Below are 24,926 nucleotides of genomic sequence, written 5' to 3'. Positions count from 1 at the left end.
TCCCGGCCCCATGTCACATGCGCCCTGTCTTCAGGTAACGGCTGTGCCAGCTCAGCGCTTCGTCCAGCATGTGGGGCGTGTGCAGCCCTGCAGCGCTGTGCCTTGCGCGCGCCATGTAGTCCAGCAATTGCGGGCGAAACGAAGGGTGAGCGCAACGCTCCACGATCAGTTGGGCGCGTTGTGTGGGGGCCAGGCCGCGCAGGTCGGCCAGGCCTTGTTCGCTCACGATCACCTGCACATCGTGTTCGGTGTGGTCGTGGTGCGAAACCATGGGCACGATGCACGAAATTTGGCCATCCTTGGCCACGGAAGGCGTCATGAAAATCGACAAATAGGCATTGCGTGCAAAGTCGCCCGAGCCACCAATGCCATTCATGATGCTCGAACCCATGATGTGGGTGGAGTTCACGTTGCCGTAAATGTCGGCTTCAATCATGGCGTTCATGGCGATCACGCCCAGGCGACGTACCAGTTCTGGATGGTTGCTGATCTCTTGTGAGCGCAGCACGATGCGCTCGCGGTAAAAATCGATGTTGCCCTTGAACTCGGCCGCAGCATCAGGGCTGAGCGACAAGGCCGTGGCCGATGCAAAGGCCAGCTTGCCCGAGCGCAGCATGTCCAGCATGCCGTCTTGCAGCACCTCGGTGTAGGCGGTCAGGTTTTCAAAGGGGCCTTGGTTCAGCCCGGCCAACACCGCATTGGCCACGTTGCCCACACCCGACTGCAGCGGCAGCAGTTCTTTGGGCAAGCGGCCCGACTTCACCTCGTGTTGCAGAAAGTCAATGATGTGCCCCGCGATCTGTGACGACACTTCGCTGGGTGGGTCAAAAGCAGCGTTGCGGTCGGCATGGTCGGTCACCGCCACCGCGATCACTTTGGCGGGGTCGCACTGCAGATGGGTTTGACCTATCCGGTCGCTGGCCTTGACCAAGGGGATTGGCAAGCGGTGTGGCGGCAATTGCGTGCCGTAGTAAATGTCGTGCATGCCCTCCAGTGCCGGATCCTGGTGCAGATTGACTTCCAGAATGACCTTGTCCGCTTGGTCCAGCCAGGTCTTGTTGTTGCCCACCGAGGTGGACGGGATCAAGCGCCCATCGGGCAAGATGCCCACCACCTCCACCACGGCCACATCCAGCTTGCCCAGAAAGCCAAACCATGCCGCTTGCGCCACATGCGAGAGGTGCATGTCGGTGTAAAGCATTTGCCCGGCGTTGATCAGTTTGCGGCAAGTCGGGTCTGACTGGTAGGGCAGCCGCATCTCAATGCCTTGCGCTTTGGCCAAGGCGCCGTCCAGCTCGGGGGCGGTGGAGGCGCCGGTCCACAGGCCAATGCGGGCATCGGTTTGCCCCGATGCATGCAAGGCCGCCAGCCGTGCCGCCAAAGCTTGCGGCACCGCCTTGGGGTAGCCTGCGCCGGTGAAGCCGCTCATGCCCACATTGGCACCGACTGGGATCAATTCGGCCGCTTGTTCGGCGGTCATGACTTTGGCAAGCAAGGCGGCATTCTGGATACGGGCGGCAAGTGGCATGGGTGTTTCAGCAGATCAACAGAACGTGCAAGTGTGCAGCGCTGGCACCGGTGTGTCTTTGCGCCAGGACAGACATACACCTCAAAATGGCCTCGGTGTGTTCGCCTGGCGTGTCCCGCTTGGCGGTCCATATCTTGATTTGTGCATATGCAAACAACAAATCAATGGTTTGAAAGGTGCGGGAACCTCGCCACAATCCGCGTTGACTGCACCCAATGGCCCTGTTTTTGTGCATTGGCGTCCCGCACGCCGGCATGCCCAATGCTTCCAGCGCCATTTGCCCCGTCAACAAACAGCCCACCGACAACCACTCAAACAGGACCCATGTTCAAAAAAACCCAAGCCATTCAAGGCGGCGTATTGGCCGAATCTGGCCAGGTCTTTGAAAAGACGGCCGAGATTTTTCGCGTCATGTCGGCCCCCATGCGGCTGCGCATCATCAGCGCTTTGTGCCATGGAGAGAAAAATGTGGGCGAGTTGCTGGCCGAAATCGAGACCACCCAGCCCAACATGTCGCAGCACCTGAGCACGCTGTTCAAAGCGGGTGTACTGGGCAAGCGCCGCGAAGGGGTGCAAATCTACTACCGCATCGTCAATGAGCGCGTGGTCACTTTGTGTCGCGCCATGTGCAGCCAGGTGGCAGACGAATTGGCATGACAATGCTGCCAGCGGTGATTTTTTCCCGAGGAGAAACCATGAAACTTCAACACATACTGATGGCGGTGACCGCCCTGGCGGCCGCTGGCCTGTCGCAAGCGCAGCCTGCCGACCCCTTGCAAGTGCGCAGTTGGGCCGCTGCGTGCGCCGCATGCCACGGTACCCAGGGCCATGCCCAGCCGGGCATGATCGCCTTGGCCGGAACACCCCAAGAGGTGATTGTTCAGAAAATGCTCGATTTCAAAGCGGGCCGCTTGCCCGCAGCCACCGTCATGCACCAGTTGGCCAAGGGCTACTCTGACGAGCAGATCACGGCCATCGCTGGTTACTTTGCAGCGCAAAAGAAATAAGGACACCCCGCCATGCAACGTCGTCATTTTTTGCAAACCGGCTCCGCTTTGGGGGCCATGGGCCTGGTTTCGGGCTGTGCCACTGCAAGCGGGGGCCATGGCCCCAAAGTGGTGGTCATCGGAGGCGGTTACTCGGGTGCCACGGCAGCCAAATACATCCGCATGTGGTCTGAACAAAAAATCCAGGTCACTTTGGTCGAGCCCAACGACGCCTTCATTTCCTGCCCGATTTCCAACCTGGTCATCGGGGGCAGCAAGACCATGGCCGACATCACCACACCCTATGACAACCTGACCAAGCGCCATGGCGTGCAGATCGTCAAGGACCGTGTCAGCAGCATCGATGCCGACAAACGCATCGTCAAGCTCGCAGGCGGCGTCGAGTTGCCTTATGACCGGCTGATCGTCTCGCCCGGCGTGGACTTCATGTGGGAAACATTGCCCGGCATGAACAAGCCCGGTGCCAAAGACAAGGTCATGCACGCCTGGAAGGCCGGGCCCCAGACCCTGACGCTGCGCAAGCAGCTCGAAGCCATGCCCGACGGTGGTGTGTTCGCCATGTCGATCCCGCTGGCGCCTTACCGCTGCCCCCCTGGCCCTTACGAGCGTGCGTGCCAGGTGGCCGATTACTTCAGCAAAGCCAAGCCCAAGAGCAAGGTGCTGATTCTGGATGCCAACGACGACGTGACGTCCAAAGGCCCGCTGTTCAAAAAGGCCTGGACCGAGCGTTACAAAGGCATCGTCGAATACCGCAACAAGCACAACGTCACCGATGTCGATGCCGCCACCAACACCTTGAAATTCGAGTTCAACGACGACATCAAGGCCGACGTGATCAACGTCATTCCCAGCATGCGTGCCGGTGATGTGGCGGCCAACGCAGGTCTGGCCACGGCCAACAAACGCTGGTGCGAAGTGGACTTCCTGACCTTTGAATCCAAAGTCGCCAAAAACGTGCACGTGCTGGGCGACTCGATCCAGATCGCGCCAGGCATGCCCAAGTCGGGGCACATGGCCAACCAGCATGGTAAGACCTGCGCGGCGGCCGTGGTGGCTTTGCTCACCGACCAAGCGGTCAACACGCTGCCGATCTACAACAACACTTGCTACAGCTTTGTGAGTGCCGAAGAAGTGGTGCACGTGGCCAGCGTTCACCGCTACGATGCCGCCCAGAAAACCATGCTCACGGTGCCGGGCTCCGGCGGTGTGTCGAGCGCGGCCAATGCGCTGGAAGCGCACTATGCCCTGGCGTGGGCGCGCAACATCTGGGCCGACACCCTTGCCTGACATGCCCATGCCTGCAAGCACCACGCGCCGCCGGCTGCTGGAGCGCGCCGCTGCCAGCGGCGTGTGGCTGGCCTGCGGTGCATGGCCTCAGCTGGCGTGGGCGACATCGCCCGCTTTTGAGGGTAAAACCCTGGCGCAGGTGGCCAAAGCCTTGGGTGCCAAATCGGTCGCAGCCAGTGCCGATGTGCGCCTGAACACCCTCGACTACGCCGAAAACGGCGCAGCCGTGCCGGTGGACATCAGCACCTCTTTGCCCGGCGTCGAGCGCATCGTCTTGTTCGTTGAAAAGAATCCCACGCCCTTGATCGCTGTTTTTCAGCTTGGCGATGCGATGGAGGCCGCGCTGACCTTGCACACCAAGATGGCCCAGACCTCGGCGGTCTTTGCGATGGTGATCACAGCCGATGGCCGTGCCCTGTTTGCCAAAAAAGAAGTCAAGGTGGTGTTGGGCAGTTGCGGGTCGGTCTCTGAAACGCCGGACAACGTGGATGCCAAACGCCCCACCGAACCCACCCGCATACGGGCACAAATTCAGGGTGACTCGGCCTTGGTCCGCATGCGCATGGCGCACGAAATGGAGTCTGGCCAGCGCAAAAATGCCGCAGGCAAACAGGTGCCCGCTTGGCACATCGACCAAGTGGCTGTCCAGCTCAATGGCAAACCGTTGCTCACGGCCGATTGGGGGCCGGGCGTCTCCCGCAACCCTTATCTGCAGTTCACCCTCAAAAAAGCCAAAGCCGGCGACAAACTCTCGGTCGTCTGGCGTGACAACAAAGGGGCCATGCGCACTGACGATCTTTTGTTGGTTTGATCTGAGCCCTCAGGCCACGAGCCGGTGTCTTTGGCCCCTGTCAGTGGTGTGCAGTATGGGCGTGCTAAATTCAAAGCCATGATTCCCATCCAGATTGATTCGGCGTGGCAAGGCACCTCGGACTGCCGCAACTGTGGCATTCGCGACATGGTGTTGTTTGCCGACTTGAACGAGCAAGACTTTGGTGAGATCCACACGCCCATCGACGACATGGTTTTCGGACCCGATGAGCAGCTCTACACCGAAGGACAAAAGGCATTGGGCGTGTTCACCTTGCGCAAAGGCATGGTCAAACTGGTCCGCGTGACGGCCGATGGTCGTGAGCGCATTGTGCGTGTCTTGCGTCCAGGCGATGTGGTGGGTTTGGAGGCGCTGGCCACCGAGCGCTACGACACCGAAGCCGTCGCCCTGGTCGAAGCCAGTGTCTGTCGCATTCCCTTGACGGTGCTGCACCACCTGTCGGCCAACTCTCCACGCTTGCACAAGCGCTTGATGCAAAAGTGGCAACTGGCCCTCAGGGATGCCGATGACTGGCTGGCCGATTTGAACTTCGGATCGGCCCGTCAACGTGTGGCGGCCTTGGCCCTCAAAATGCGCGACCCCGATCAGCCCCACATCACCTCGTTCTTTGCGCGAGACGACATGGGCGCCATGCTCGACATCAAACTCGAAACCGTCAGCCGCGAGATCAGCAGCTTGGTGCGCGACGGCGCACTCAAGCCCTGTGACAAGCAAGGTCGACGCTATGAAATCCTTAATGAAGTGATGTTGTCCCGCTGAATGGTGCGCGAGTGGGTACCTGATAGATGTTTGCCTCATTAGAAAATGAAAAAACAGTCGTTTGAGTTTTAAGGGTTGGCTTCCAGAATCCATTCCATCAACTTTTGATGTGAATCTTCTGGACCCTTATGAAAACCCATCGCCATTTCATCTATCGCGGCTTCTTCCATTTCCTGGCCCTCGCCGCCATCGGCCTGACCGCGCTGAGTGCGCAAGCGCAAGCCCCCGTGTCCTTGCTCAACGTGTCGTACGACCCGACCCGCGAGCTGTACGCCGAATTCAACCAAGCCTTTGCCAAACACTGGAAAGCCAAAACCGGCCAGGACGTGGCCTTCAAACAATCGCACGGCGGCTCGGGCAAGCAAGCCCGCTCCATCATTGACGGGCTGGACGCCGATGTGGCCACGCTGGCGCTGGCCGGTGGCACCGATGCCCTGCACAAAAACGGCAACCTGATTCCCAAAGACTGGCAAAAGCGCCTGCCGCACAACAGCTCGCCTTACACCTCGACCATCGTGCTGGTGGTGCGTGCGGGTAACCCCAAGGCTATCCGCGACTGGGACGACCTGGTCAAGCCCGGCATCAGCGTGATCACGCCCAACCCCAAAACATCGGGTGGTGCGCGCTGGAACTACCTGGCTGCCTGGGAATTTGCCAAACGCAAATACGGCAACGAAGCCAAAGCCAAAGACTTTGTGGCCGCACTCTACAAAAACGTGCCCGTGCTCGACACCGGGGCCCGTGGCTCGTCGATCACCTTTGCCCAGCGTGCGCAGGGTGACGTGTTCATCAGCTGGGAAAACGAAGCCAACCTGCTGGAAAAAGAATTCGGCAGCAAGATCGACGTGGTCTACCCGTCCATCAGCATCCTGGCCGAACCAGCCGTGACCGTGGTTGACAAAAATGTGGACCGCAAAGGCACCCGCGCTGTGGCACAGGCCTATCTGGAATACCTCTACACCGACGAAGGCCAGGACATTGCGGGCAAAAACTTCTACCGCCCCATCTCGCCCAAGGCCCAGGCCAAATACGCCAAGCAGTTCCCCAAGCTCAATCTGTTCACCATCGAGCAAGCCTTTGGTGGCTGGGAAAAAGCCGACAAAGCCCACTTTGCCGACGGCGGTAGCTTTGACCAGATTTACACCAAGAAATGATTTGTCTTCAAGAAGCAAGTTCATCCTTGATCGCCCAGTGAAAGCTCTTAGGCGATCAATTGCTTGGGGGTCTTTCTTGGCTCTTCATGATCTAGGGTTGAGTGTTCTCTGACAAGAGATCGAGCAAGGGCATCTGCAGCTTTAACGTGGGCTAGCCAACCGACACCAGAGCCCTATTTGCTTAGCCTCTTTTCTCAGGGTATGGAGGTGAACGCAGCCCGGCGCTCGGCGGACTTTTCCATCTGGCGGGCGATGTTGCCGCAGACCAGGTCACACAAGGCAAAGACAGAAGGGTCGGCGATGCGGTAGTAGGCGCTGGTGCCTCGGCTTTCGCGTTCGACCAGACCTTGTTGTGTCATCAAGGCCAGGTGGCGTGACACGTTGGCGGCGGTGAAGCCGCACATCTGGGCCAGCTCGCCCACGTTGCGCTCGCCTGAACGCAGTATGTTGAGGATCTGCAGCCGTGTGGGCTCGGCCAGTACTTGGAAATAAGCCGCGACTTCGGTCAATGCGCCTTCGGGTAACTGTTCCATGGGTTGCTCGCCTTGATGTTGTTTTTTATTGTATCATTTGCCAATTAGCTAATCAGTTAAATAAGTAAATTACGAAAGACCCAACCGATGAAACGCTTGACCCTGCTGACTTTGACCGCTCTGGCGGGCCTGTGTGTCCAAGGCGCGGCCCATGCGGCTGAGCCGGTCGCGCTCAAAGTGATCGCGGTGGAAAGCAGCGCCGGTCATGCGGCCGGTAGCCTGGACGGGGTGGTGGAGGCCGTGCGCCAGACCACGTTGTCGACCCAGGTCGCAGGGGCGGTGGTGGCTTTGCACGTCAAGGCGGGCGACAAGGTAAGGGCTGGGCAAGAGCTGCTGCGCGTCGACGCCCGTGCCGCACAGCAGGGCGTGGTGGGCTCCACCGCGCAGGTCGAGGCGGCGCAGTCGCAGTTGGTGGTGGCTGGTCAGGAGCTGGAGCGGCAAAAGCAGTTGCTGCAAAAGCAATACATCAGCCAAGCCGCTTTTGACCGTGCCCAAGCCCAGTGGGATGCGGCCAAGGCACAAGTCAAAGCGCTGCAGGCGCAGACGCAGGTGGCACAAACACAGTCGGGCTTTTTCATCGTCAACGCGCCGTATGCCGGTGTGGTGAGCGATGTGTCGGTCACGCTGGGCGACATGGCCATGCCCGGGCGTGCCTTGGTGACGATGCACGACCCGTCGGCCTTGCGCGTGAGTGCAGCGGTGCCACAAGCTTTGCTGGCCAGCGTGAACGCGCAGCAAAAATCAATTCGTTATGAGCTGCCGGGTGTGACGGGTTACGCCACGCCGCAAACCCCCCAACAGGTGCAGGTGCTGCCCGCGGTCGACCCGGTGACGCACACCGGCCAGATTCGCCTGAGCTTGCCTGCTGGCATCGAGGGCTTGGCCCCGGGCTTGTTTGCACGCGTGTGGCTGCCAGGGGTGAGCACAGGCCAGGCGGGCGCTGAGCGCGTGTATCTGCCCAGCAGCGCCGTGGTGCGCCGCGCCGAAATGACGGGGGTGTATGTGATCAACGCCCAAGGCAAGCCCAGCTTGCGCCAGGTGCGACTCGGCCAGACCTCGGGTGACCGGGTGGAGGTGTTGAGCGGTTTGCGCAAGGACGACAAAGTAGCCGCCGAACCGCAGCTGGCAGGCGCTGTGCGCTGAAAGGGCTCTGACATGAACGAGCCTCAAACCCAGAATCCCTTGCCTGACACCGCGCTGAGCATTTCGGGCCGCATTGCGGTCATGTTCCAGAGTGCGCAGATCACGCCGCTGCTGGCCTTGGTGGCTTTGCTGCTGGGCATTTTTGCGGTGCTGGTCACGCCGCGTGAAGAAGAGCCGCAGATCAACGTGACCATGGCCAATGTGCTGGTGCCTTTCCCCGGCGCGGCGGTGCGCGATGTGGAGCAGATGGTGGCCATTCCGGCCGAGCAGGTGTTGTCCAAAATCGCGGGCGTTGAACACGTCATGTCGGTCTCACGCCCAGGCGTGGCGGTGCTGACGGTGCAGTTCAAGGTGGGTGTGCCGCGCACCGAAGCGCTGGTGCGCTTGCACGACACGATCCGCGCCAATGCCGATTGGCTGCCCAAGGGACTGGGTGTGTTGGACCCGTTGATCAAACCCAAGGGCGTGGACGATGTTCCCATCGTGACGCTGACCTTGTTCAGCAAGAGCGAAGATGTCAGCGCTTACAGCCTGGAGCGCGTCGCGCACAGCATGGAAGCCGACCTCAAGCGCGTCAAAGGCACACAAGATGTGCAGACCTTGGGTGGCCCCGACCGCGCTGTGATGGTGCAAATCGACCCGCAGCGCATGTCTGGTTTTGGCGTCACTGTCCAAGACCTGCGCATGGCATTGCAGTCGGCCAACTCGGGCTTGCCTGTGGGTGAACTGATTGCGGGCAACAAGAGTGTGAGCATCGAGGTCGGGCCATTCCTCTCACAAACCAGCGATGTGGCCGACCTGGTGGTGGGTGTGCAGGGCGGCCGCCCGGTGTTCTTGAAGGACGTGGCCAAGGTCGAAGAAGGCCCTTTGCCCGCCACGCGCTATGTGACGCACGGCCTGGGTAAGGCCGCCGGTGGTGGTGAATACCCCGCCGTGACGCTGACCATCACCAAAAAGCCCGGTGAAAACGCCATCGACGTGGCCAACGCCGTGATGGACCGCGTGGCGGCGTTGCGCGGCACGGTGATTCCGGAAGAAGTGGAAGTGGCCGAAACCCGCAACTACGGCAGCACGGCCAACGACAAGGCACAAAAGCTGATCCAAAAACTGCTGTTTGCCACGGCAGCGGTGGTGGCGCTGGTGTTCATCGCTTTAGGCAAGCGCGAGGCGGCGATTGTGGGCACGGCCGTGATCTTGACGCTCACGGTGACGCTGTTCGCCTCGTGGGCTTGGGGCTTCACGCTCAACCGCGTGTCGCTGTTTGCGCTGATTTTTTCGATTGGCATTTTGGTGGACGATGCGATTGTGGTGGTGGAAAACATCCACCGCCACCAGCAGCTCTACCCGGGCAAGACGCTCGCCGAGATCATTCCCGGTGCGGTCGATGAAGTCGGTGGCCCGACCATCTTGGCTACGCTGACGGTGATCGCCGCGCTCTTGCCCATGGCCTTTGTGAGTGGCTTGATGGGCCCCTACATGAGCCCGATCCCGATCAACGCCAGCATGGGCATGGTGCTGTCGCTGGCCATTGCCTTTGTGGTCACGCCCTGGTTGGCGCGGATCTGGATGAAGCCATCGCATGCAGACGGTGCACACGCTGCGCCTGCGGGCTTGGCCGCCAAGCTGGGCCCCTTGTTTGAGCGCGTGTTCGAGCCCTTGCTGCACAAGGAGCAGGGCTCACGCAACCGCAAGCTCTTGGGCCTGGGCATCGTAGGCTTGATCGCCTTGTCTTTGGTGTTGCCCGCCACGGGTCTGGTGCTGCTCAAGATGCTGCCCTTTGACAACAAGTCGGAGTTCCAGGTGGTGGTCGACATGCCTGCGGGCACGCCCGTGGAAGAAACCGCCGCCGTCATGCACGAGCTGGGCGCGCACTTGGCTCAGCAGCCCGAGGTGACCGACTACCAAGCCTATGCAGGCACTTCGTCGCCCATCAACTTCAACGGCCTGGTGCGCCAGTACTACCTGCGTGCAGGTGGCGAGGTGGGCGACATGCAGGTCAAGCTGGTGGACAAACACGAGCGCAAAGACAAGAGCCATGCGATTGCCACACGCTTGCGGCCTGAGCTGCAGGCCATTGGCCAGCGCTTTGGCGCGAATGTCAAAGTGGTCGAGATGCCCCCCGGCCCGCCCGTGATGGCCCCCATCGTGACCGAGATTTACGGGCCTGATGCCGAAGGTCGCCGCAGCGTGGCCAAGGCGGTGCGCGCCATCTTTGAGAAGACCGACAACGTGGTGGACGTGGACGACAGCAGCATTGCCGCCGCACCGCGCAAGTTGTTGCTGGTGGATCGGCGTAAAGCCGCGGCTTTGGGCATTCCACAGCAGGCCATCGTGACCACTTTGCGTGCGGGCTTGGCCGGAGAGGCCACGACCTACCTGCACGACGGCAGCAAGTACCCCGCTGCGGCTTTGATCCAGTTGCCCGCCGAGCGGCATGGCGATTTGTCGGCTCTGATGCAACTCGCGGTGCGCGGTGCCTCGGGCAAGCTGGTGCCGATCCGCGAGCTGGTCACGGTGAGCGACAGCGAGCGCGAGCAGCCCGTGATCCACAAAGACCTGTTGCCCGTGAATTTTGTGACCGCCGACATGGCGGGCCAACTCGACAGCCCGCTGTACGGCATGTTCAAGATGCGCAGTGCCATCCAGAAAATCAAGACGCCCGACGGTGCGGCCCTGAATGAGTACTTCATCAGCCAACCGTCTGACGCTTGGCGCGGCTACGCCATCAAGTGGGACGGCGAATGGCAGATCACCTACGAGACCTTCCGCGACATGGGCGCGGCCTATGCGGTGGGCCTGGTGCTGATCTATTTGTTGGTGGTGGCGCAGTTTGGTTCGTACCTCACGCCGTTGATCATCATGGCGCCCATTCCGCTCACCATCATCGGCGTGATGCCCGGGCACGCGCTGCTGCAGTCGCAGTACACGGCCACCAGCATGATCGGCATGATCGCGCTGGCCGGCATCATCGTGCGCAACTCCATCTTGTTGGTGGACTTCATTAACTTGCAAGTCAAGCAGGGCATGCCTTTCAAGCAGGCCATCGTGCAGTCGGCCATCACCCGTGCCCAGCCCATCATGCTCACGGGCGGTGCGGCCATGCTGGGCGCGTTTTTCATCCTCGATGACCCGATCTTCAACGGTCTGGCCATCTCGCTGATCTTTGGCATCTTTGTCTCGACCATCCTGACACTGGTCGTCATCCCCACGCTGTACTACGCGGCTTACCGCCGACAGTACGAAGCGGTCTGATTTTTTAACCTGAAACCTTTGGAGAAATCTCATGAAATCCTGGCAAATCGTTCGCCTCGTCGCTGGCACCTTCATCCTCGTGTCTCTGGCCTTGGGCATTGAGGGCAGTCCCATTTTTGTGAGCCCTTGGTGGCTGGCCTTCACCGCCTTTGTGGGGGCCAACTTGCTGCAAAGCGCGCTGACCAAGTGGTGCATGATGGAAACCATCTTGCGCAAGTTGGGTGTTGAGTCGGGTTGCTGATCGCACGTCAGCCCATTTGGAGCATGAAGATGAGCCCACGCACGCTGATCGCGACCGCTGCTTTTGCGCTGTGCGCCACGGCCGTCAGTGCCACAGACCTGTTGCAAGTCTGGCAGGCTGCTCGCCAGCACGACCCGCAAGGTGCAGTCACTGAGGCCAGCCGTGCGGCAGGGGTCACGCGGCACGAACAGGCTTCTGCGTTGTGGCGGCCCCATGTGGGATTGAGTGCGACAAGCGGTTGGGGCAGTGCTCAAACTCAAATGAACGGTGCGCAGTTCACCATGCCTGGCGCTGCGCCAGTCAGTGGCGCATCGTTTGGCACTTCGGTCAATGGTGGGACGGTCTCTCGGTGGACCTTGAGTGCCAAGCAGCCGCTTTACAACCCCGAACGCCGCGCACAAAGTGCGCAGCTGGACATCGCGGCCCAAGCCAGCGAGCACGAATGGCAACTGGCCCAACAAGACTGGATGCTGCAGACCACACAGCGTTACTTTGATGTGGTGCAAGCCGAGCGCCGTTTGGCGCTGGTGCAGCAACAGCAGCAAGCCGTCGACAAAGCCCTGACCGAAGCGAAAGACCGCTTTGCACTGGGCGATGTGCCGGTGACTGACACCCACGAAGCGCAGGCGAGAGCCCAGGCTTTGGCGGCGCAAGCCATTGCTGCAAGGAACGAGCTGGACATGGCGCTTCAGGTGCTGGTCGATGTGACGGGCTTACCTGTTCAGTCTTTGCAGCTGCAAGCACCTAGTCGTTCGGTGGTGACCAAGGCCACCGAGCCCTTGGCCGACTGGCTGCAAAGAGCCGAGCAAAACAACCCGATGCTCAAGCTCCAACTTGCCCAGGCGGAAGCCGCTCAGCAAGACATAGAAAAACACCGAGCCGCGGCATCGCCCACACTCGATTTGGTGGCACAGGCTTCGCGTGACCGCATCAGTGGCACTGGCGACTTTGGTTCAGCCAGCAACACGCAAAGCCAGCAGATGGTTGGCTTGATGCTGAATGTGCCGCTGTACACCGGCGGCTGGCGCAGCGCCAAGCTGCAAGAGGCCACGCATTGGCATGACAAGGCACGCGCCCAACTGGCAAGTGCCCGCCTGCAGGTGAGCCAGATGACCCGCGCCGCATGGCAAGCGGTCCAAAGCGGGCAGGCCCGTTTGGCAGCGCTCGATGCGGCTCGCACGGCCAGCTTGGCCCGTTTGGCTTCGACCCAGTTGGGTCGCCAGGTGGGTGACCGAACCACGCTGGATTTGCTCAATGCGCAAAACGATGCCAGTGCCGCCGAGTTGGCTTTGCTGCAAGGACAGATCGACACGCTGATCGCGCAATTGCGTTTGCATGCCATGGCGGGGCAACTGGGTGAGATCCAGCTGCAAACGGTCAATGCGGTGCTCGCGAACTGATTTCAAAGAAGTTCAATCAAAGGAGCGAAAGCCATGGCCCATATTGTGATTCTTGGTGCAGGTGTGGGCGGCATGCCCGCTGCCTATGAAATGCGTGAGCTGCTTGCCAAAGAGCACACGATCACCGTGGTCAGCGCGGTGGACTATTTTCAGTTCACGCCCTCCAACCCGTGGATCGCAGTCAACTGGCGCAAGCGCGATGACATCACCCTCAAGATTGCGCCTTTGCTGGAACGCAAAGGCATCGCTTTCATTGCCCAGCCCGTGACCCATATTCAGGCCGAAGGCAATCAGATCACCTTGGCCGATGGTCAAGTCATCGCTTACGACTACCTGGTCATCACCACCGGTCCCAAGCTGAGTTTTGACGAAGTGCCTGGCGCAGGTCCGCACGGTGGTCACACCCATTCGGTGTGCACGGTCGACCATGCCGAGCAGTTCTGGAAGGACTACCAAGTGTTTCTGGAGAACCCCGGCCCTGTGGTGATTGGTGCCATGCCCGGGGCCAGCTGCTTTGGTCCGGCTTATGAATTTGCCTTCATCCTGGCCACCGATTTGCGCCGCCGCAAGCTGCGCCACAAAGTGCCGATGACCTATGTGACCAGCGAACCCTACATTGGGCACCTGGGCCTGGGTGGGGTGGGGGACAGCAAGTCGATGCTGGAGAGCGAGTTCCGCAACAACGACATCAAGTGGATCACCAACGCCAAGACCACCCAGGTGGAAGCGGGCAAGATGTTTGTGACCCAGGTGGACGATTTGGGCAACACATACAAAGAGCACGAGTTGCCCTTCAAGTTGTCGATGATGCTGCCCGCCTTCAAAGGCATCGATGCCGTGGCCGCAGTGCCCGAGCTGTGCAACCCGCGTGGCTTTGTGATGATCGACGAGTTTCAGCGCAGCAAGAAATTCAAGAACATTTTTGCTGCCGGAGTGTGCGTGGCCATCCCGCCCGTCGAGGTCACGCCCGTGGCCACCGGCGCACCCAAGACCGGCTACATGATCGAGACCATGGTGACCGCGATCGCGCACAACATCGCGGCCGAGCTGTCGGGCCAGCCTGCCACCGCCAAGGGCACATGGAATGCCATTTGCCTGGCCGACATGGGTGACACCGGTGCCGCCTTTGTGGCGCTGCCCCAAATTCCGCCGCGCAACGTCAATTGGTTCAAGAAAGGCAAGTGGGTCCATTTGGCCAAGATTGCGTTTGAGAAGTACTTCCTCCGCAAGATGAAGAGCGGTAATTCAGAGCCCGTGTATGAAAAATATGTGCTCAAGGCTTTGGGCATTTTGCGCTTGGAAAAATAAAACCTCACACCATTTGACACATGACACAAGCCAATACTTCAACCCCTTTGATCATTGATGTCCGCTCGCCTGGCGAATTTTCTATGGGCCATGTGCGTGGTGCGATCAACATTCCGCTCGACCGCTTTGCCGAAGCAATCCCCCAACATGTGCCAGACAAAGCCACTGCAGTGATTTTGTGTTGTGCTTCGGGCGGTCGCTCGGGTATGGCCTGCAACTTCATGCAGCAACTGGGCTACCAGCAGGTTAGCAATGGCGGTTCAGCTGGCGCGGTGTCCATGCAATTTGGCTTACCAATTGATCGGCTTTGAATTTTTCGAAAGTAAACAGCATGAGTACATTTGACCATCCAGCACTGATCCAGAACATCAACCAGTCTTTGGGCGGCTTGCGCAAAGGCCAGCCCGAGGCCATGCAGGGCTTTGGCCAGTTGGCCAAGGCGGCCATGACCGAAGGGGCAGTGAGTGAGAAGCATAAAGAACTGATCGCTTTGGCCATCGGCATCACCCAGCATTGCTCTGGCTGCATCGGCTTTCATGTCAAGGCTTTGCGCCGTTTGGGCTGCACACGTCAGGAGTTGGAAGAAATGCTGGCCGTGTGCGTGTACATGGGTGGGGGGCCCGCCTTGATGTACACCGCTGAAGCACTGGCGGCCTGGGAAGCGTTTGCGCCTGTTCAGGCTTGACCACTCACTGCATGGATGTGTCCCGTGCACATCCATGACTCAGTGCGCTGTATTCAAGCGCGCGTGAATGCGTTGGACAGTTTTCCAGACTAGCCAGAGTACGACGGGCGTGAGCAGACCTGCCATGATTTCTGGATGAATAGGCAGGCCAGCGGCTTTGAGTGCTTTACCAAAATAAAGCACCAAGCTCACTACATAGTATGAAATTGCCGCGATGGAAAGCCCTTCAACTGTGGACTGCAGTTGCAACTGAAGGTCTTGGCCGCGTGTGAGTTTTTCCAGTAGTTCTTGGTTGTGTATTTCTGCTGCGATGTCGACACGGGTGCGCAGCAGTGCGCTCGTGCGTGTGATGCGCTCTGCCAAGGCAGCCATTCTTTGAGATGTCGCCGCAACGGTGGCCATGGCTGGGGCCAGACGTCTTTGCATGAATTCGCCGACGGTTTGGGTTCCTGCGATCGGTCGCTCTCGCAATTCGGCAATGCGCTCCTGAACAATGGCGTTGTAGGCGCGTGTCGCTGAAAATCGATAGCCATGCTCGGCTGTTGCCCGCTCCACGTGTGCAGCCAACGCCACCAAGTCGTCCAACAGGGATTGGTCGTTTTCGCGTTTGGACTCCAGACGTACCGTGATCTCAGCCAGTCTGTTCTCAGCCTGAGCCAGCGCGCTGGACAGTTGCTTGGCAATGGGTAGACCTCGCAGTGCCATGAGTCTGTAGGTTTCCAACTCGAGAACGCGTTGTGAAATTCGCCCAGCCCGGCCGTCTGGTGTGTCGGGGGGGGCCATCACCAGCATGCGCTCAAAACCATCTGTACCAATGCGCAAGTTGGTCAGCAGCATGGAGTGGGATTGGTGCTCATTGAGGTTGCCCATTCGTGAGCCAATGATGGTTCCGTCACCAAGCCATTGCTGTGCTTTTTCAATGAGTGCGGTATTAGAAATGTTTTCGGTCAACATTGCCAGTTGGATGGCCACCACAGTTCTTCCTGGAATTTCACGCAGCCACGTCGTTCCGGTTGCCACTTGCTGTGCCATTGCGGGTAAATCATTTACCGAAGTGGCATTCGCGGGCAGCGCTTGGACGATCGAGTACCTTGTGAATTCGGTATGCCGTTCCCATTTGACGGTAAAGTCCGCGCACCTCAGTCGCAAAAAATGACCTTTGGTCTGCTCCGCTGTCACCCCGTCCTGCCCGGGCAATGTGCTCAGGTGATGACGTTCTATTTCTCGACTGATCCCCTCATTGAGCACCGCGACATAGGTAATGAGTGCTGGCAAACGCACACGTGCCGATGGTCTGGCGTGCACTTCGTTGTGCAATTCAAAACGTAAGTCGTCGTCCGTGGGTAGAAATCGAGCGTTCATGCGCATTTCGCTTTCACCAAATGACTGCGGCCCCAGTTGAAGGGGCCGCAGTGGCTGGATTTTTATACTGTGAAAGGGTTGTTCAACTGTGAGATCAGAACTCGTCTTTTACTATCGTCAAACCCAGTGCATCCCAGTCGAGCATGCCACCGCGATAGTAATAAATTTTGTCTGCCGGGAATCCGTCGCGTGTCATGGCGCGGATAGCAGCGGGACTCTGGGGGCAAACAGGACCATTGCAGAAGGCAAATACCTTTTTGGCTGCGGAGCAGTTCCACTGTGAGCCTGTTTTTTGGCAACCCAGCTCATTCAGGCGAGATGCGACCTCAGTGTATGGTATGCCCACTGAACCCGGAATCGTGCCTTTGACTCGGTCGTTGGTGTCTCGCATGTCCACGACCAGGGCGTTGCGGTCGCTTAAGGCCTCCAGGATTTCAATCTCGCCGACAGGATGCACGCCAGGCACGGGGATCAGAGGCTGGAGTGTTCCGCCGTTTTTGGCAGCCACCGTCATTACGCGGGTAATTTCCACCGCGCCTTTGGCCGTCTTCACAATGACAGACTTTTGATTGTCAAAAATATTCAATGCTGTCCCAACGGGAATGACGGCGGCTTGGCCAAAAGCCACGCTTACAAAACCCAGTCCGAGAATCCAAGCTGAAATGCGTTTCATGATCAGTGTGTAAAAAGATAAAAAGGTGAAATCATGATCTCTTTTGGGGCTGCAAATGGCCTTGACATGGATCAAGGTCCGAGCCAGGGTTAACCCTTGCGTGTCGACTGATTGTTGCCATAACTGATGCGGGGGGCGATCCTGCTGCCTTTCGTTTTCGGGGACAATCAAGATCTAACTCTGAAATTAGACGGGAAAAAATATGGTCACTACGGCCAAAAAATCGGTTCAAGATAAGTCCATGGCAGTTTCGGACGAGCAAATAGAAAAGGCTGCAGAAGTATTTCGTGTGATGTCGGCCCCCATGCGACTGCGGATCATCAGTTGCCTGTGCAGCGGTGAAAAAAACGTGGGTGAACTGTTGAGTGAGATCGACACGACCCAGCCTAATATGTCGCAACACTTGAATACCCTATATCAGGCGGGTGTGCTGGACAAGCGCCGTGATGGCGTTCAAATTTATTACCGCATTGTCAACAACAACATAGTGAACATTTGCCGAGCCGTATGTAAGCAAACCGATATTGAAAGTTGAGCGTCAGTTTCGAGTCGGGTTTCCACTGTCGTGCCCATGCACTTCAAGGCGCTAATATCCGTCTATCAGGAGACACGAATGAAACGTTGGTTGTTTTTGATTTCAGGCCTGCTGGCCAGTACCTTGACCATGGCGCAAATCAAGGTGGTCTATCACTTGAGTGAGGGCATTCCTCAGGCTTCGCGCGCGATAGGCAACATTCGAAATCACCTCAATGCAGATCCGACAGCCAAGATTGTCGTTGTAACTCACGGCTTGGGGATCGACTTTTTGCTCGACGGAGCAACCAACCAGATGGACCAACCTTTTGCAGGTAGCGTAAGCGAGCTGGTGGGCAAAGGGGTGGAGTTCCGTGTGTGCAACAACACATTGGTCTCACGCAAAATATCTACAGACAAGGTCCAGATGGAAGCCAAGGTGGTTCCTTCGGGTGTCGCTGAAGTGGCCAAACTGCAAGCCAAAGAAGGCTTTGTCTATTTGCGCCCATGAAGGTTCATCTTGACCGTCATCAATCCGTTTTTTGAGGAGTTTTCATGAAAATTCAACATGCTTTGAGCGCCGCTGCGCTGCTTACACTTTCAGGCTTGGCGCAAGCTCAGGTTGATCCGCTGCATGTGCGCAGCTGGGCTGCATCGTGTGCAGCTTGCCACGGCACCGATGGACATGCACAGTTGGGCATGGAGTCGTTGGCCGGAGCCAACAAAGATGACATGGTCAAGAAAATGTTGGATTTCAAGTCAGGTCGCAAACCTGCCACCATCATGCACCAGCTGTCCAAAGGCTATTCCGACGACCAAATCGTCGCAATCGCTGGCTACTTTGCCGCCCAAAAGAAATAAGGAATACAGCCATGCAACGTCGTCATTTTTTGCAGACAGGTTCCGCATTGGGAGCCATGGGTTTGGTTTCGGGTTGTGCCACCATGGGTGGCGGCAGCGGCCCCAAAGTGGTGGTCATTGGCGGTGGTTATGCCGGCGCGACAGCTGCCAAATACTTGCGCATGTGGTCTGAGCATAAAATTCAGGTCACCTTGGTCGAGCCCAACGATGCGTTCATTTCCTGCCCCATCTCCAATTTGGTGATTGGCGGCAGCAAGACCATCGCCGAGATCACCACACCCTATGACAACTTGACCAAGCGTCACGGTGTCACCATCATCAAGGACCGCGTCAACACCATCGACGCCGACAAGCGCATCGTCAAACTGGCCGGTGGCACCGAATTGGCCTATGACCGTCTGATCGTCTCGCCCGGCGTGGACTTCATGTGGGAAACTTTGCCCGGCATGGCCAAGGCGGATGCCAAAGACAAAGTCATGCACGCCTGGAAGGCGGGCGCGCAAACTCTCACCCTGCGCAAGCAGCTCGAAGCCATGCCCGATGGTGGCGTGTTCGCCATGTCGATCCCGCTGGCACCTTACCGCTGCCCTCCCGGCCCGTATGAACGTGCTTGCCAAGTGGCCGAATATTTCACCAAGGCCAAACCCAAGAGCAAGGTCCTGATTCTGGACGCCAACGACGATGTGACCTCCAAAGGTCCTTTGTTCAAGAAGGCCTGGGCCGAGCGTTACAAGGGCATCGTCGAGTACCGTGGCAAACACCGCGTGACCGATGTCGATGCCGCCACCAACACCTTGAAGTTTGAATTCAATGACGACATCAAGGCCAGCGTGCTCAACGTCATTCCTGAAATGCGCGCCGGTGACATCGCCCTCAACGCGGGTTTGGCCACGGCCAACAAGCGCTGGTGTGAGGTTGATTTCCTGACCTTTGAATCGAAGGCAGCCAAAAACGTGCACGTGTTGGGTGACTCGATCCAGATCGCACCGGGCATGCCCAAGTCGGGTCACATGGCCAACCAGCACGGCAAAACCTGTGCGGCCGCCGTGGTGGCTCTGTTGATGGGCAAAGAAGTCAACCCCATGCCGATTTACAACAACACCTGCTACAGCTTTGTCAGCTCGGAAGATGTGGTCCATGTGGCCAGCGTGCACCGTTATGACGCAGACAAGAAGACCATGCTGACGGTGCCAGGCTCTGGTGGTGTTTCCAGCGCTGCCAATGAGTTGGAAGGTCGCTATGCCCACGCGTGGGCTCGCAACATCTGGGCCGATACGCTGGCGTGAGGTTCACCTGATAAACGCCGCAGTCGCCAGACTCGCGGCGTTTTTTTACGACCATTATTTTTTACAAGTCGAGGTCTTTCATGGTTCAACAAATCACACCGCGCCGTCTTTTGAAAGCGGCTTTGCTACTGGGCATTGCTGCTCTGGGTACTTCGGTCATGGCTCAGGCTGACGAAGCGCGCGCTAAAAAAATTGTGGGTGGTGTTTGCTTTGTCTGTCATGGTGCAGAAGGCGAGTCATCCAGTGAGGTTTTTCCTCGTCTGGCAGGTCAGCATTGGGAATACACCGCCAAGCAACTTGAAAACTTCAAGACAGGCAAGCGCAAGAGCACGGCCATGGCCGACATGGTGGCCAAGCTGACACCCGATGAGATGGTGGCCTTGGGCAAGTTCTTTGAAAAACAAGCCGTTCCGACGGAGCCCGCCAAAGATCAGGGGCTGGCTGCCGTTGGCAAATACATTTATCACCAGGGCAACAAGTTCAGCGGCCTAGCTGCCTGCGCCAGTTGTCATGGGGCGGAGGGCAAGGGCACAACGGCACTGCCGCGCTTGGCCGGTCAGTATGCCGATTACATCGCCACCCAGCTCCAGCAGTTCAACAAGCGCGAGCGAACCAACGACAACGCGGTGATGCATGCCATCGTCAGCAAAATGACGCCACTTGAAATGGTGGCCGTGGCGGAATACCTCAGCGGCAAATGACGGCGATTCTGCTCAAGGTGCAGTCAGCCCCGAAAGGGGCATGCCCTGCAAGGGTTTGACTTGGGCTGATGTGCCGCCGTCGAGCCAGCGATCCGTCAGACCCGCACCCAGCCACATGCCCACCAGGCTGATCCATGAGGTGATTGCGAAAATTGCACCGCCTGTTACACCTGCGCCAACAGCACAGCCGCCGGCCAGCATCGAGCCAAAGCCCATCAATACAGCGCCGCCAATGTAGCGCCGCATGCTGTAGCCATCAATGAACCCTTCGAGCTTCCAGTCTTTGCCGATCAGTGCGCCGATCAGCGAGCCCAGGAAAACACCCGGCATCAGGCCAAAATCAAAACCAATGGGCGGCCAAGGCCATTGCATCACCCGCATCAGCCATTCGGCAGACGGGCCGCTGAAGGTCAGACCCTGAATTTGAACGGGGTCAAAGGATTCACGCGCCACCCATTGGCTAAAGCCCCAAGCGGCAGCCACCATCAGCCCCGTGCCGATACCACCCACCCACATCCAGAAGCTGCGGTTGGGGGAGCGCAAAGAAAAATACAAAGCAGCGATGAGCCAAACGCCACCCATGGCCAGGCCAGCACCATGGCCGAGGCCGGTGATAGCCAGCAAATCACGCGCGGCACCGCCCGGCACGGTCCACCAACTGCTGATGGCCAGGCGCAAGGGCGACAAAACTCCAGAAAGCGCCGATTGGGCCGTGACCGCAAAGATCAGGCCTGAAAGCAGTGCCCGTAAATTGCCGTTGGCTGAGAGGACCAGCAAGCGGCTGGCGCAGCCACGCGTCATGACCATGCCGATGCCAAAGGTCAGCCCACCAATCAGTGCACCTGAGAGACTGCCGGTGGCTGAAATTTGGCGCGCGTTGTTGGTGTCCAGCCAGCCGGCCAAGACCATGATTTGTACAGCAATCACTGCTGATGCAAATGCCAGAAGCCACACGGATAATTTGTCGCCAAAGCGGCGATGCCAAAATTCGATGACTGCTGCGCGCAAACAAAATCGCGAACGTTGTGCAAAAAAACCAAACAAACCACCAATGACAGCGCCACCGCTGGCCAAAACTGTGGGGTTTCCATAGGCTTCGAGCCATTGGGTCATGGACATGCGGTGCTCCGTTACTTCAGGGATAAGTGATGTATATCCTAATGCCTGAAATCTTGGCTGCTCTTGATGGAAGTCAAGCGACTCCGTGCAATTGAGTCACCTTGGGCAAGCAATCATGGGTTCAGTTCCAGGTGCGTGCCTTGGCAAGAGTGGCGATGCCAAGGCGACTGTGCTGACCGGACAAGCTTGCATGTTGTCCAGTGATCTTTGATAATTTCATCGTTACTTATTTAAACGTTTGCGCTTTCCCCATTGATCGAATCCCATGACTGAACCTTGCATGACTGCGCTCATCCAGCGTCGAAACTTTGTTGGACTGGCATGCCTTGCGTCGGCTTCTGGTGTATTTGCGCAATCGGGTGCCCATTCCCTCTTGCCGATGCCGCAGTCTTTGCAGTACGAGTTGTCCAAGGCCATTCAGCAAAAACAGGTCTTGACCGTCATGGTGAGTCTTGAGGGTTGTCCGTTTTGTCGCATCGCCCGCAACAGCCATTTGGTTCCCATGCAAAAGGCGGGCACAGCCATTGTTCAGTTGGACATGCGCAGCAGCCAATCGGTGTTGGATTTTCAAGGGCGCAAGACCACGCACGATCAACTGATCAAACAATGGCGCATTTCCATCGCACCTACCTTGCTGTTCTTTGGTCCTGGGGGCAAAGAAGTGGCCGAGCGCATGGAGGGTGGATACTTGCCAGATTTTTATGGCCCTTATCTTGAAGAGCGCATGGCCAAAGGTCGACAAGCCCTTTGACCGCGCGATGTGACGGCGTGCATGTGAAGCCTCATGGTTGTGCAAACCGCCACCCAAGGCTCAGGTTCAGCGCTTGCGAGCCGTTAATCCCAGCAGGCCGGACATGCCTTTGTGGGCACTGCCTTCATCAATGTGGGCTTCGTAGGTTCTCAAGTCGATGATGTCGTAACTGGCAAATGCTTCGCGCATCATCGTTTCATCGTACATGTGGTCCAGTTTGCCGGGGCCACCGGTGTTGAAGTTCAATTGCGCAGCTGTGTAGCCTTGTATCACCAGCGTGCCACCGGATTGGAGGCTGGCGTCCATCTTGGCAAACAGGGCTGTGCGTTCTGCCGGGTTGGCAAATTGAAAGAAGATGCCGACCACGTTGTTGTAGTGCGCTGCTTTCCAGTCAAACGATTGCCAGTCGCTGCAATGCCATTCAACCGATTGCTTGCGGCGCTCCGCCAGCAGACGCGCTTTTTGAACGGCATTTTCTGAAAAATCAAATGCCTCAACGCGAAGTCCTTGCTCGGCCAGCCACACTCCGTTGCGACCTTCACCGTCTGCGACGGCCAGGGCGGAACCTGTTTGCAGGTGCGCCATCTGGCTGCGCAGGTAGGCATTGGGTTCTTCCCCAAAAATGTATTGCTCCGAGGCGAATCTCTGGTTCCAAGTGTTGCGCGGGTTGTTGAATGCCGTCATGGTGTTGGGGTTGCTGTGCAAGTGCGGTGGGGCTGTTGGGTTGAAAATTGAGTATATTCGTGAAAACTTATGGAAATGACAATGAAGACTGCGCAATTTCTCCGGGCCTTTGGCGTGGTGGTCGCTCTGTGTGGCTCACTGATCTGTCAGTCGGTGTCGGCGGCAGATGCGAAGGCCGTGGCTGTGGACGAGATGTCTGCTTACCTTGAATTCGTGGATTACGGCGGCGGTACGATTTTTCCTGAGCAAATTCCCAAGGCCGAATACGCCAAGATGCTGATCATCGATGCGCGCGATGCGAATCAATTTGCCAAAGACCACATTCCGGGTGCCATCAACATCGAATGGCGACACGTCTTGTCCAAATCAGCGCAAATTCCCAAAAGCAAGCCAGTTTTGATTTACTGCAATACAGGCACGCTGTCTGCGCAGGCCGGGTTTGCATTGCGTGTGGCCGGTTGGGACAATGTACGTATCTTGCAAGGTGGTTTTTCCGAGTGGAAAGCCAAAGGCGGCCTAGACGCCAACCTGAAAGCCACTTCAACCCCGCAACACGGAAAGGACAGTCCATGAAAACCGCACACGACTTGGTGGCTGAAGCCAAAAGCTGCACACAAGAAATCGCACTCAAAGACGCTGAACAAGCCATCAGACAAGCCGATGTCTTGATTGACGTGCGTGAAGCCGACGAATTTGCTGCAGGCCATTTGGCTGGCGCTGTGTTGATACCTCGTGGCTTGTTGGAGTTCAAGCTCAGCGCCATGCCCGCTTTGGCATCGCGTGACATCCAGGTGGTGTTGTATTGCAAGACCAGTGGCCGCGCCGCACTGGCCGCACAGACCATGCAAGCCATGGGCTACCTGAATGTGCAATCCATTGCCGGGGGCTTTGATGCATGGATGGCCGAGGGAAAGCCTGTGGTCAAGCCAGAACAACCATCCTTCGATTAAGAAGCCACACCGACATCAGTGAAACCACTGATCTTTCGGATGTTTTTCGTCAACACTGAGGCTGCTTTTTGCGTTAAATTAGCCGCCATTGATATTTAACCCAAGGCCTTTTCATGAAATTTATTTCCGCACTCATCGCAGCCTCTGCTGCATTCGCTGCCCCCGCTTTCGCCAATTTGGATCTGGCCAAGAAGAACGCATGCATGGCATGTCATGGCGTTGACAAAAAAGTGGTGGGCCCGGCTTACCAGGACGTTGCCAAAAAGTATGCGGGCCAAAAAGATGCAGCAGCCACGTTGGCAAAAAGCATCAAAGCTGGTGGCTCTGGCAAGTGGGGGCCCATTCCCATGCCTGCACAAGCAGCCTTGAGCGATGCCGATGCCAATACGCTGGCGGCATGGATTTTGGCTGGCGCCAAATAATTCAAACATCCCGATCCCCAGTGGGTGATCGATTGGATGTTCAAGTTGTGAAAGCTCGATTGGTACTCGTGGCTTTTTTCTTCCGCTCTTCGGGTGACCGAAGAGCGGTTTTTTTTGAGGTGAACCCATGATGACATCCCCTAAATGGACGTTTGTGTTCTTTTTGTCTGCCGTTTTCGCGTGCGCCCATGCACAACCCGCCATTTTTCATGGCGCAGACTTAGGCTTGGGGCAAAAGTTGATCGATGACAACAAGTGCGTCGCTTGCCATGCCACCAAAGTCCCGGGCGATGGCAGTGCCATCTACAAACCCCAAGGGCGCATCAACACACCAGGCTTGTTGCGTGGGATGGTGGAGCAATGCAATACCGAACTGAACATGGGCATGTTCCCTGAAGAGGTCAATGCTGTGGCTGCAGTATTGAACAGAGACCATTACAAATTTAAATAAACCATTGCTTATATAGGGTATCTC

29 protein-coding genes and 1 pseudogene are annotated in these 24,926 nt (G+C 57.8%); 24 read left to right on the top strand and 6 right to left on the bottom strand.

Annotated elements, in window-relative coordinates; translation table 11 throughout:
- Positions 1 to 13: 13 nt before the first annotated feature.
- Complete coding sequence (locus B9Z33_RS00375) at positions 14 to 1,528, bottom strand: acetyl-CoA hydrolase/transferase family protein (RefSeq protein ID WP_108285080.1); 1,515 nt, start codon at positions 1,526 to 1,528, stop codon at positions 14 to 16.
- 324 nt (positions 1,529 to 1,852) lie between these two features.
- Between B9Z33_RS00375 and B9Z33_RS00365 the strand changes: the two genes are divergently transcribed.
- The 7 genes and pseudogenes from B9Z33_RS00365 to B9Z33_RS00340 all read left to right on the top strand — a co-directional run bounded on the left by B9Z33_RS00365 (position 1,853) and on the right by B9Z33_RS00340 (position 6,567).
- Positions 1,853 to 2,185, top strand: a complete 333-nt coding sequence (locus tag B9Z33_RS00365; protein ID WP_108285078.1) for a metalloregulator ArsR/SmtB family transcription factor — start codon at positions 1,853 to 1,855, stop codon at positions 2,183 to 2,185.
- Between the two features lie 38 nt (positions 2,186 to 2,223).
- Entirely contained in the window at positions 2,224 to 2,535 is a 312-nt protein-coding gene (locus B9Z33_RS00360; RefSeq protein ID WP_108286048.1) for a class I cytochrome c, read from the top strand.
- 12 nt (positions 2,536 to 2,547) lie between these two features.
- On the top strand, positions 2,548 to 3,822 hold the full coding sequence (locus tag B9Z33_RS00355; protein ID WP_108285077.1) for an FCSD flavin-binding domain-containing protein: 1,275 nt from the start codon (positions 2,548 to 2,550) through the stop codon (positions 3,820 to 3,822).
- Positions 3,758 to 4,267, top strand: a pseudogene (locus B9Z33_RS00350) (thiosulfate oxidation carrier protein SoxY); the annotation flags it as partial. The gene B9Z33_RS00355 and the pseudogene B9Z33_RS00350, both read left to right, overlap by 65 nt.
- 39 nt (positions 4,268 to 4,306) lie before the next feature.
- Positions 4,307 to 4,633, top strand: a complete 327-nt coding sequence (gene soxZ, locus B9Z33_RS15655; protein WP_255418201.1) for a thiosulfate oxidation carrier complex protein SoxZ — start codon at positions 4,307 to 4,309, stop codon at positions 4,631 to 4,633.
- A 78-nt stretch (positions 4,634 to 4,711) separates the two neighbouring features.
- Positions 4,712 to 5,413: a Crp/Fnr family transcriptional regulator gene (locus B9Z33_RS00345; protein WP_108286047.1), complete on the top strand. Its 702-nt coding sequence runs from the start codon at positions 4,712 to 4,714 to the stop codon at positions 5,411 to 5,413.
- Positions 5,414 to 5,541: 128 nt separating this feature from the next.
- Positions 5,542 to 6,567, top strand: a complete 1,026-nt coding sequence (locus tag B9Z33_RS00340; RefSeq protein ID WP_108285076.1) for a sulfate ABC transporter substrate-binding protein — start codon at positions 5,542 to 5,544, stop codon at positions 6,565 to 6,567.
- A 194-nt stretch (positions 6,568 to 6,761) separates the two neighbouring features.
- Here the strand turns inward: B9Z33_RS00340 and B9Z33_RS00335 are convergent, their stop codons facing one another.
- Positions 6,762 to 7,100, bottom strand: coding sequence for a metalloregulator ArsR/SmtB family transcription factor (locus tag B9Z33_RS00335; RefSeq protein ID WP_108285075.1), 339 nt, complete (start codon positions 7,098 to 7,100; stop codon positions 6,762 to 6,764).
- Between the two features lie 87 nt (positions 7,101 to 7,187).
- Here B9Z33_RS00335 and B9Z33_RS00330 point away from each other — a divergent pair, with 87 nt between their 5' ends.
- The 7 genes from B9Z33_RS00330 to B9Z33_RS00300 are packed head-to-tail and all read left to right on the top strand — an operon-like array spanning position 7,188 to position 15,129.
- Positions 7,188 to 8,243, top strand: a complete 1,056-nt coding sequence (locus B9Z33_RS00330) for an efflux RND transporter periplasmic adaptor subunit (protein WP_108285074.1) — start codon at positions 7,188 to 7,190, stop codon at positions 8,241 to 8,243.
- A 12-nt stretch (positions 8,244 to 8,255) separates the two neighbouring features.
- The gene (locus B9Z33_RS00325) at positions 8,256 to 11,495 is read left to right on the top strand and encodes an efflux RND transporter permease subunit (protein WP_108285073.1); all 3,240 of its coding nucleotides are present in this window, start codon (positions 8,256 to 8,258) and stop codon (positions 11,493 to 11,495) included.
- 31 nt (positions 11,496 to 11,526) lie between these two features.
- On the top strand, positions 11,527 to 11,736 hold the full coding sequence (locus tag B9Z33_RS00320; RefSeq protein ID WP_108285072.1) for a DUF2892 domain-containing protein: 210 nt from the start codon (positions 11,527 to 11,529) through the stop codon (positions 11,734 to 11,736).
- Positions 11,737 to 11,765: 29 nt separating this feature from the next.
- A complete protein-coding gene (locus B9Z33_RS00315) occupies positions 11,766 to 13,136 on the top strand; it encodes a TolC family outer membrane protein (protein WP_233252678.1) in 1,371 nt (456 codons plus the stop codon).
- Between the two features lie 33 nt (positions 13,137 to 13,169).
- Positions 13,170 to 14,444, top strand: a complete 1,275-nt coding sequence (locus B9Z33_RS00310; protein ID WP_108285071.1) for an NAD(P)/FAD-dependent oxidoreductase — start codon at positions 13,170 to 13,172, stop codon at positions 14,442 to 14,444.
- Positions 14,445 to 14,464: 20 nt separating this feature from the next.
- A complete protein-coding gene (locus B9Z33_RS00305) occupies positions 14,465 to 14,755 on the top strand; it encodes a rhodanese-like domain-containing protein (protein WP_108285070.1) in 291 nt (96 codons plus the stop codon).
- 20 nt (positions 14,756 to 14,775) lie between these two features.
- Positions 14,776 to 15,129, top strand: coding sequence for a carboxymuconolactone decarboxylase family protein (locus B9Z33_RS00300; protein ID WP_108285069.1), 354 nt, complete (start codon positions 14,776 to 14,778; stop codon positions 15,127 to 15,129).
- Positions 15,130 to 15,168: 39 nt separating this feature from the next.
- Here the strand turns inward: B9Z33_RS00300 and B9Z33_RS00295 are convergent, their stop codons facing one another.
- Entirely contained in the window at positions 15,169 to 16,491 is a 1,323-nt protein-coding gene (locus B9Z33_RS00295; RefSeq protein WP_108286045.1) for a DUF3422 family protein, read from the bottom strand.
- A 94-nt stretch (positions 16,492 to 16,585) separates the two neighbouring features.
- Positions 16,586 to 17,164, bottom strand: a complete 579-nt coding sequence (locus B9Z33_RS00290) for a rhodanese-like domain-containing protein (protein WP_108286044.1) — start codon at positions 17,162 to 17,164, stop codon at positions 16,586 to 16,588.
- 241 nt (positions 17,165 to 17,405) lie between these two features.
- Here B9Z33_RS00290 and B9Z33_RS00285 point away from each other — a divergent pair, with 241 nt between their 5' ends.
- The 5 genes from B9Z33_RS00285 to B9Z33_RS00265 all read left to right on the top strand — a co-directional run bounded on the left by B9Z33_RS00285 (position 17,406) and on the right by B9Z33_RS00265 (position 20,525).
- A complete protein-coding gene (locus B9Z33_RS00285; protein WP_199220254.1) occupies positions 17,406 to 17,699 on the top strand; it encodes a helix-turn-helix transcriptional regulator in 294 nt (97 codons plus the stop codon).
- A 78-nt stretch (positions 17,700 to 17,777) separates the two neighbouring features.
- Positions 17,778 to 18,188 (top strand): DsrE family protein, encoded by a 411-nt coding sequence (locus B9Z33_RS00280; RefSeq protein WP_108285067.1) that lies wholly within the window; start codon positions 17,778 to 17,780, stop codon positions 18,186 to 18,188.
- A gap of 44 nt (positions 18,189 to 18,232) precedes the next feature.
- Positions 18,233 to 18,538 carry a class I cytochrome c gene (locus B9Z33_RS00275; RefSeq protein WP_108285066.1) on the top strand — a complete coding sequence of 102 codons (306 nt, stop codon included), beginning with the start codon at positions 18,233 to 18,235 and terminating at the stop codon, positions 18,536 to 18,538.
- A gap of 11 nt (positions 18,539 to 18,549) precedes the next feature.
- Positions 18,550 to 19,824 carry an FCSD flavin-binding domain-containing protein gene (locus B9Z33_RS00270; protein WP_108285065.1) on the top strand — a complete coding sequence of 425 codons (1,275 nt, stop codon included), beginning with the start codon at positions 18,550 to 18,552 and terminating at the stop codon, positions 19,822 to 19,824.
- Positions 19,825 to 19,904: 80 nt separating this feature from the next.
- The gene (locus B9Z33_RS00265) at positions 19,905 to 20,525 is read left to right on the top strand and encodes a c-type cytochrome (protein WP_233252677.1); all 621 of its coding nucleotides are present in this window, start codon (positions 19,905 to 19,907) and stop codon (positions 20,523 to 20,525) included.
- Positions 20,526 to 20,537: 12 nt separating this feature from the next.
- Here the strand turns inward: B9Z33_RS00265 and B9Z33_RS00260 are convergent, their stop codons facing one another.
- Complete coding sequence (locus tag B9Z33_RS00260) at positions 20,538 to 21,644, bottom strand: YeeE/YedE family protein (RefSeq protein ID WP_108285064.1); 1,107 nt, start codon at positions 21,642 to 21,644, stop codon at positions 20,538 to 20,540.
- 379 nt (positions 21,645 to 22,023) lie between these two features.
- On the opposite strand from B9Z33_RS00260, the gene B9Z33_RS00255 reads away from it, so the two are divergent.
- Complete coding sequence (locus tag B9Z33_RS00255; RefSeq protein ID WP_233252676.1) at positions 22,024 to 22,395, top strand: hypothetical protein; 372 nt, start codon at positions 22,024 to 22,026, stop codon at positions 22,393 to 22,395.
- A 66-nt stretch (positions 22,396 to 22,461) separates the two neighbouring features.
- Here the strand turns inward: B9Z33_RS00255 and B9Z33_RS00250 are convergent, their stop codons facing one another.
- Positions 22,462 to 23,079, bottom strand: a complete 618-nt coding sequence (locus tag B9Z33_RS00250; RefSeq protein ID WP_108286041.1) for a bifunctional 2-polyprenyl-6-hydroxyphenol methylase/3-demethylubiquinol 3-O-methyltransferase UbiG — start codon at positions 23,077 to 23,079, stop codon at positions 22,462 to 22,464.
- 81 nt (positions 23,080 to 23,160) lie between these two features.
- Here B9Z33_RS00250 and B9Z33_RS00245 point away from each other — a divergent pair, with 81 nt between their 5' ends.
- The 4 genes from B9Z33_RS00245 (at position 23,161) to B9Z33_RS00230 (ending at position 24,902) form a co-directional block, all read left to right on the top strand.
- Entirely contained in the window at positions 23,161 to 23,652 is a 492-nt protein-coding gene (locus tag B9Z33_RS00245) for a rhodanese-like domain-containing protein (RefSeq protein WP_108286040.1), read from the top strand.
- The gene (locus tag B9Z33_RS00240) at positions 23,649 to 24,029 is read left to right on the top strand and encodes a rhodanese-like domain-containing protein (protein WP_108285063.1); all 381 of its coding nucleotides are present in this window, start codon (positions 23,649 to 23,651) and stop codon (positions 24,027 to 24,029) included. The genes B9Z33_RS00245 and B9Z33_RS00240 overlap by 4 nt, the downstream gene beginning before the upstream one ends.
- Positions 24,030 to 24,142: 113 nt before the next feature.
- On the top strand, positions 24,143 to 24,451 hold the full coding sequence (locus B9Z33_RS00235; RefSeq protein WP_108285062.1) for a c-type cytochrome: 309 nt from the start codon (positions 24,143 to 24,145) through the stop codon (positions 24,449 to 24,451).
- 127 nt (positions 24,452 to 24,578) lie between these two features.
- Positions 24,579 to 24,902 carry a hypothetical protein gene (locus B9Z33_RS00230; RefSeq protein WP_108285061.1) on the top strand — a complete coding sequence of 108 codons (324 nt, stop codon included), beginning with the start codon at positions 24,579 to 24,581 and terminating at the stop codon, positions 24,900 to 24,902.
- The last annotated feature ends 24 nt before the right edge of the window (positions 24,903 to 24,926 follow it).

It is taken from the genome of Limnohabitans sp. T6-20 (assembly GCF_003063505.1).
GTDB lineage: Bacteria > Pseudomonadota > Gammaproteobacteria > Burkholderiales > Burkholderiaceae_C > Limnohabitans_A.
Note: the sequence above shows the minus strand (reverse complement) of the source record. Positions and strands in the feature narration are given on the sequence as shown.

Coding starts and splice junctions, on each gene's coding strand:
- B9Z33_RS00375 (WP_108285080.1), bottom strand. CDS start 1,528: ATGCCACTTGCCGCCCGTATCCAGAATGCCGCCTTGCTTGCCAAAGTC.
- B9Z33_RS00365 (WP_108285078.1), top strand. CDS start 1,853: ATGTTCAAAAAAACCCAAGCCATTCAAGGCGGCGTATTGGCCGAATCT.
- B9Z33_RS00360 (WP_108286048.1), top strand. CDS start 2,224: ATGAAACTTCAACACATACTGATGGCGGTGACCGCCCTGGCGGCCGCT.
- B9Z33_RS00355 (WP_108285077.1), top strand. CDS start 2,548: ATGCAACGTCGTCATTTTTTGCAAACCGGCTCCGCTTTGGGGGCCATG.
- B9Z33_RS00345 (WP_108286047.1), top strand. CDS start 4,712: ATGATTCCCATCCAGATTGATTCGGCGTGGCAAGGCACCTCGGACTGC.
- B9Z33_RS00340 (WP_108285076.1), top strand. CDS start 5,542: ATGAAAACCCATCGCCATTTCATCTATCGCGGCTTCTTCCATTTCCTG.
- B9Z33_RS00335 (WP_108285075.1), bottom strand. CDS start 7,100: ATGGAACAGTTACCCGAAGGCGCATTGACCGAAGTCGCGGCTTATTTC.
- B9Z33_RS00330 (WP_108285074.1), top strand. CDS start 7,188: ATGAAACGCTTGACCCTGCTGACTTTGACCGCTCTGGCGGGCCTGTGT.
- B9Z33_RS00325 (WP_108285073.1), top strand. CDS start 8,256: ATGAACGAGCCTCAAACCCAGAATCCCTTGCCTGACACCGCGCTGAGC.
- B9Z33_RS00320 (WP_108285072.1), top strand. CDS start 11,527: ATGAAATCCTGGCAAATCGTTCGCCTCGTCGCTGGCACCTTCATCCTC.
- B9Z33_RS00315 (WP_233252678.1), top strand. CDS start 11,766: ATGAGCCCACGCACGCTGATCGCGACCGCTGCTTTTGCGCTGTGCGCC.
- B9Z33_RS00310 (WP_108285071.1), top strand. CDS start 13,170: ATGGCCCATATTGTGATTCTTGGTGCAGGTGTGGGCGGCATGCCCGCT.
- B9Z33_RS00305 (WP_108285070.1), top strand. CDS start 14,465: ATGACACAAGCCAATACTTCAACCCCTTTGATCATTGATGTCCGCTCG.
- B9Z33_RS00300 (WP_108285069.1), top strand. CDS start 14,776: ATGAGTACATTTGACCATCCAGCACTGATCCAGAACATCAACCAGTCT.
- B9Z33_RS00295 (WP_108286045.1), bottom strand. CDS start 16,491: ATGAACGCTCGATTTCTACCCACGGACGACGACTTACGTTTTGAATTG.
- B9Z33_RS00290 (WP_108286044.1), bottom strand. CDS start 17,164: ATGAAACGCATTTCAGCTTGGATTCTCGGACTGGGTTTTGTAAGCGTG.
- B9Z33_RS00285 (WP_199220254.1), top strand. CDS start 17,406: ATGGCAGTTTCGGACGAGCAAATAGAAAAGGCTGCAGAAGTATTTCGT.
- B9Z33_RS00280 (WP_108285067.1), top strand. CDS start 17,778: ATGAAACGTTGGTTGTTTTTGATTTCAGGCCTGCTGGCCAGTACCTTG.
- B9Z33_RS00275 (WP_108285066.1), top strand. CDS start 18,233: ATGAAAATTCAACATGCTTTGAGCGCCGCTGCGCTGCTTACACTTTCA.
- B9Z33_RS00270 (WP_108285065.1), top strand. CDS start 18,550: ATGCAACGTCGTCATTTTTTGCAGACAGGTTCCGCATTGGGAGCCATG.
- B9Z33_RS00265 (WP_233252677.1), top strand. CDS start 19,905: ATGGTTCAACAAATCACACCGCGCCGTCTTTTGAAAGCGGCTTTGCTA.
- B9Z33_RS00260 (WP_108285064.1), bottom strand. CDS start 21,644: ATGTCCATGACCCAATGGCTCGAAGCCTATGGAAACCCCACAGTTTTG.
- B9Z33_RS00255 (WP_233252676.1), top strand. CDS start 22,024: ATGCCGCAGTCTTTGCAGTACGAGTTGTCCAAGGCCATTCAGCAAAAA.
- B9Z33_RS00250 (WP_108286041.1), bottom strand. CDS start 23,079: ATGACGGCATTCAACAACCCGCGCAACACTTGGAACCAGAGATTCGCC.
- B9Z33_RS00245 (WP_108286040.1), top strand. CDS start 23,161: ATGAAGACTGCGCAATTTCTCCGGGCCTTTGGCGTGGTGGTCGCTCTG.
- B9Z33_RS00240 (WP_108285063.1), top strand. CDS start 23,649: ATGAAAACCGCACACGACTTGGTGGCTGAAGCCAAAAGCTGCACACAA.
- B9Z33_RS00235 (WP_108285062.1), top strand. CDS start 24,143: ATGAAATTTATTTCCGCACTCATCGCAGCCTCTGCTGCATTCGCTGCC.
- B9Z33_RS00230 (WP_108285061.1), top strand. CDS start 24,579: ATGATGACATCCCCTAAATGGACGTTTGTGTTCTTTTTGTCTGCCGTT.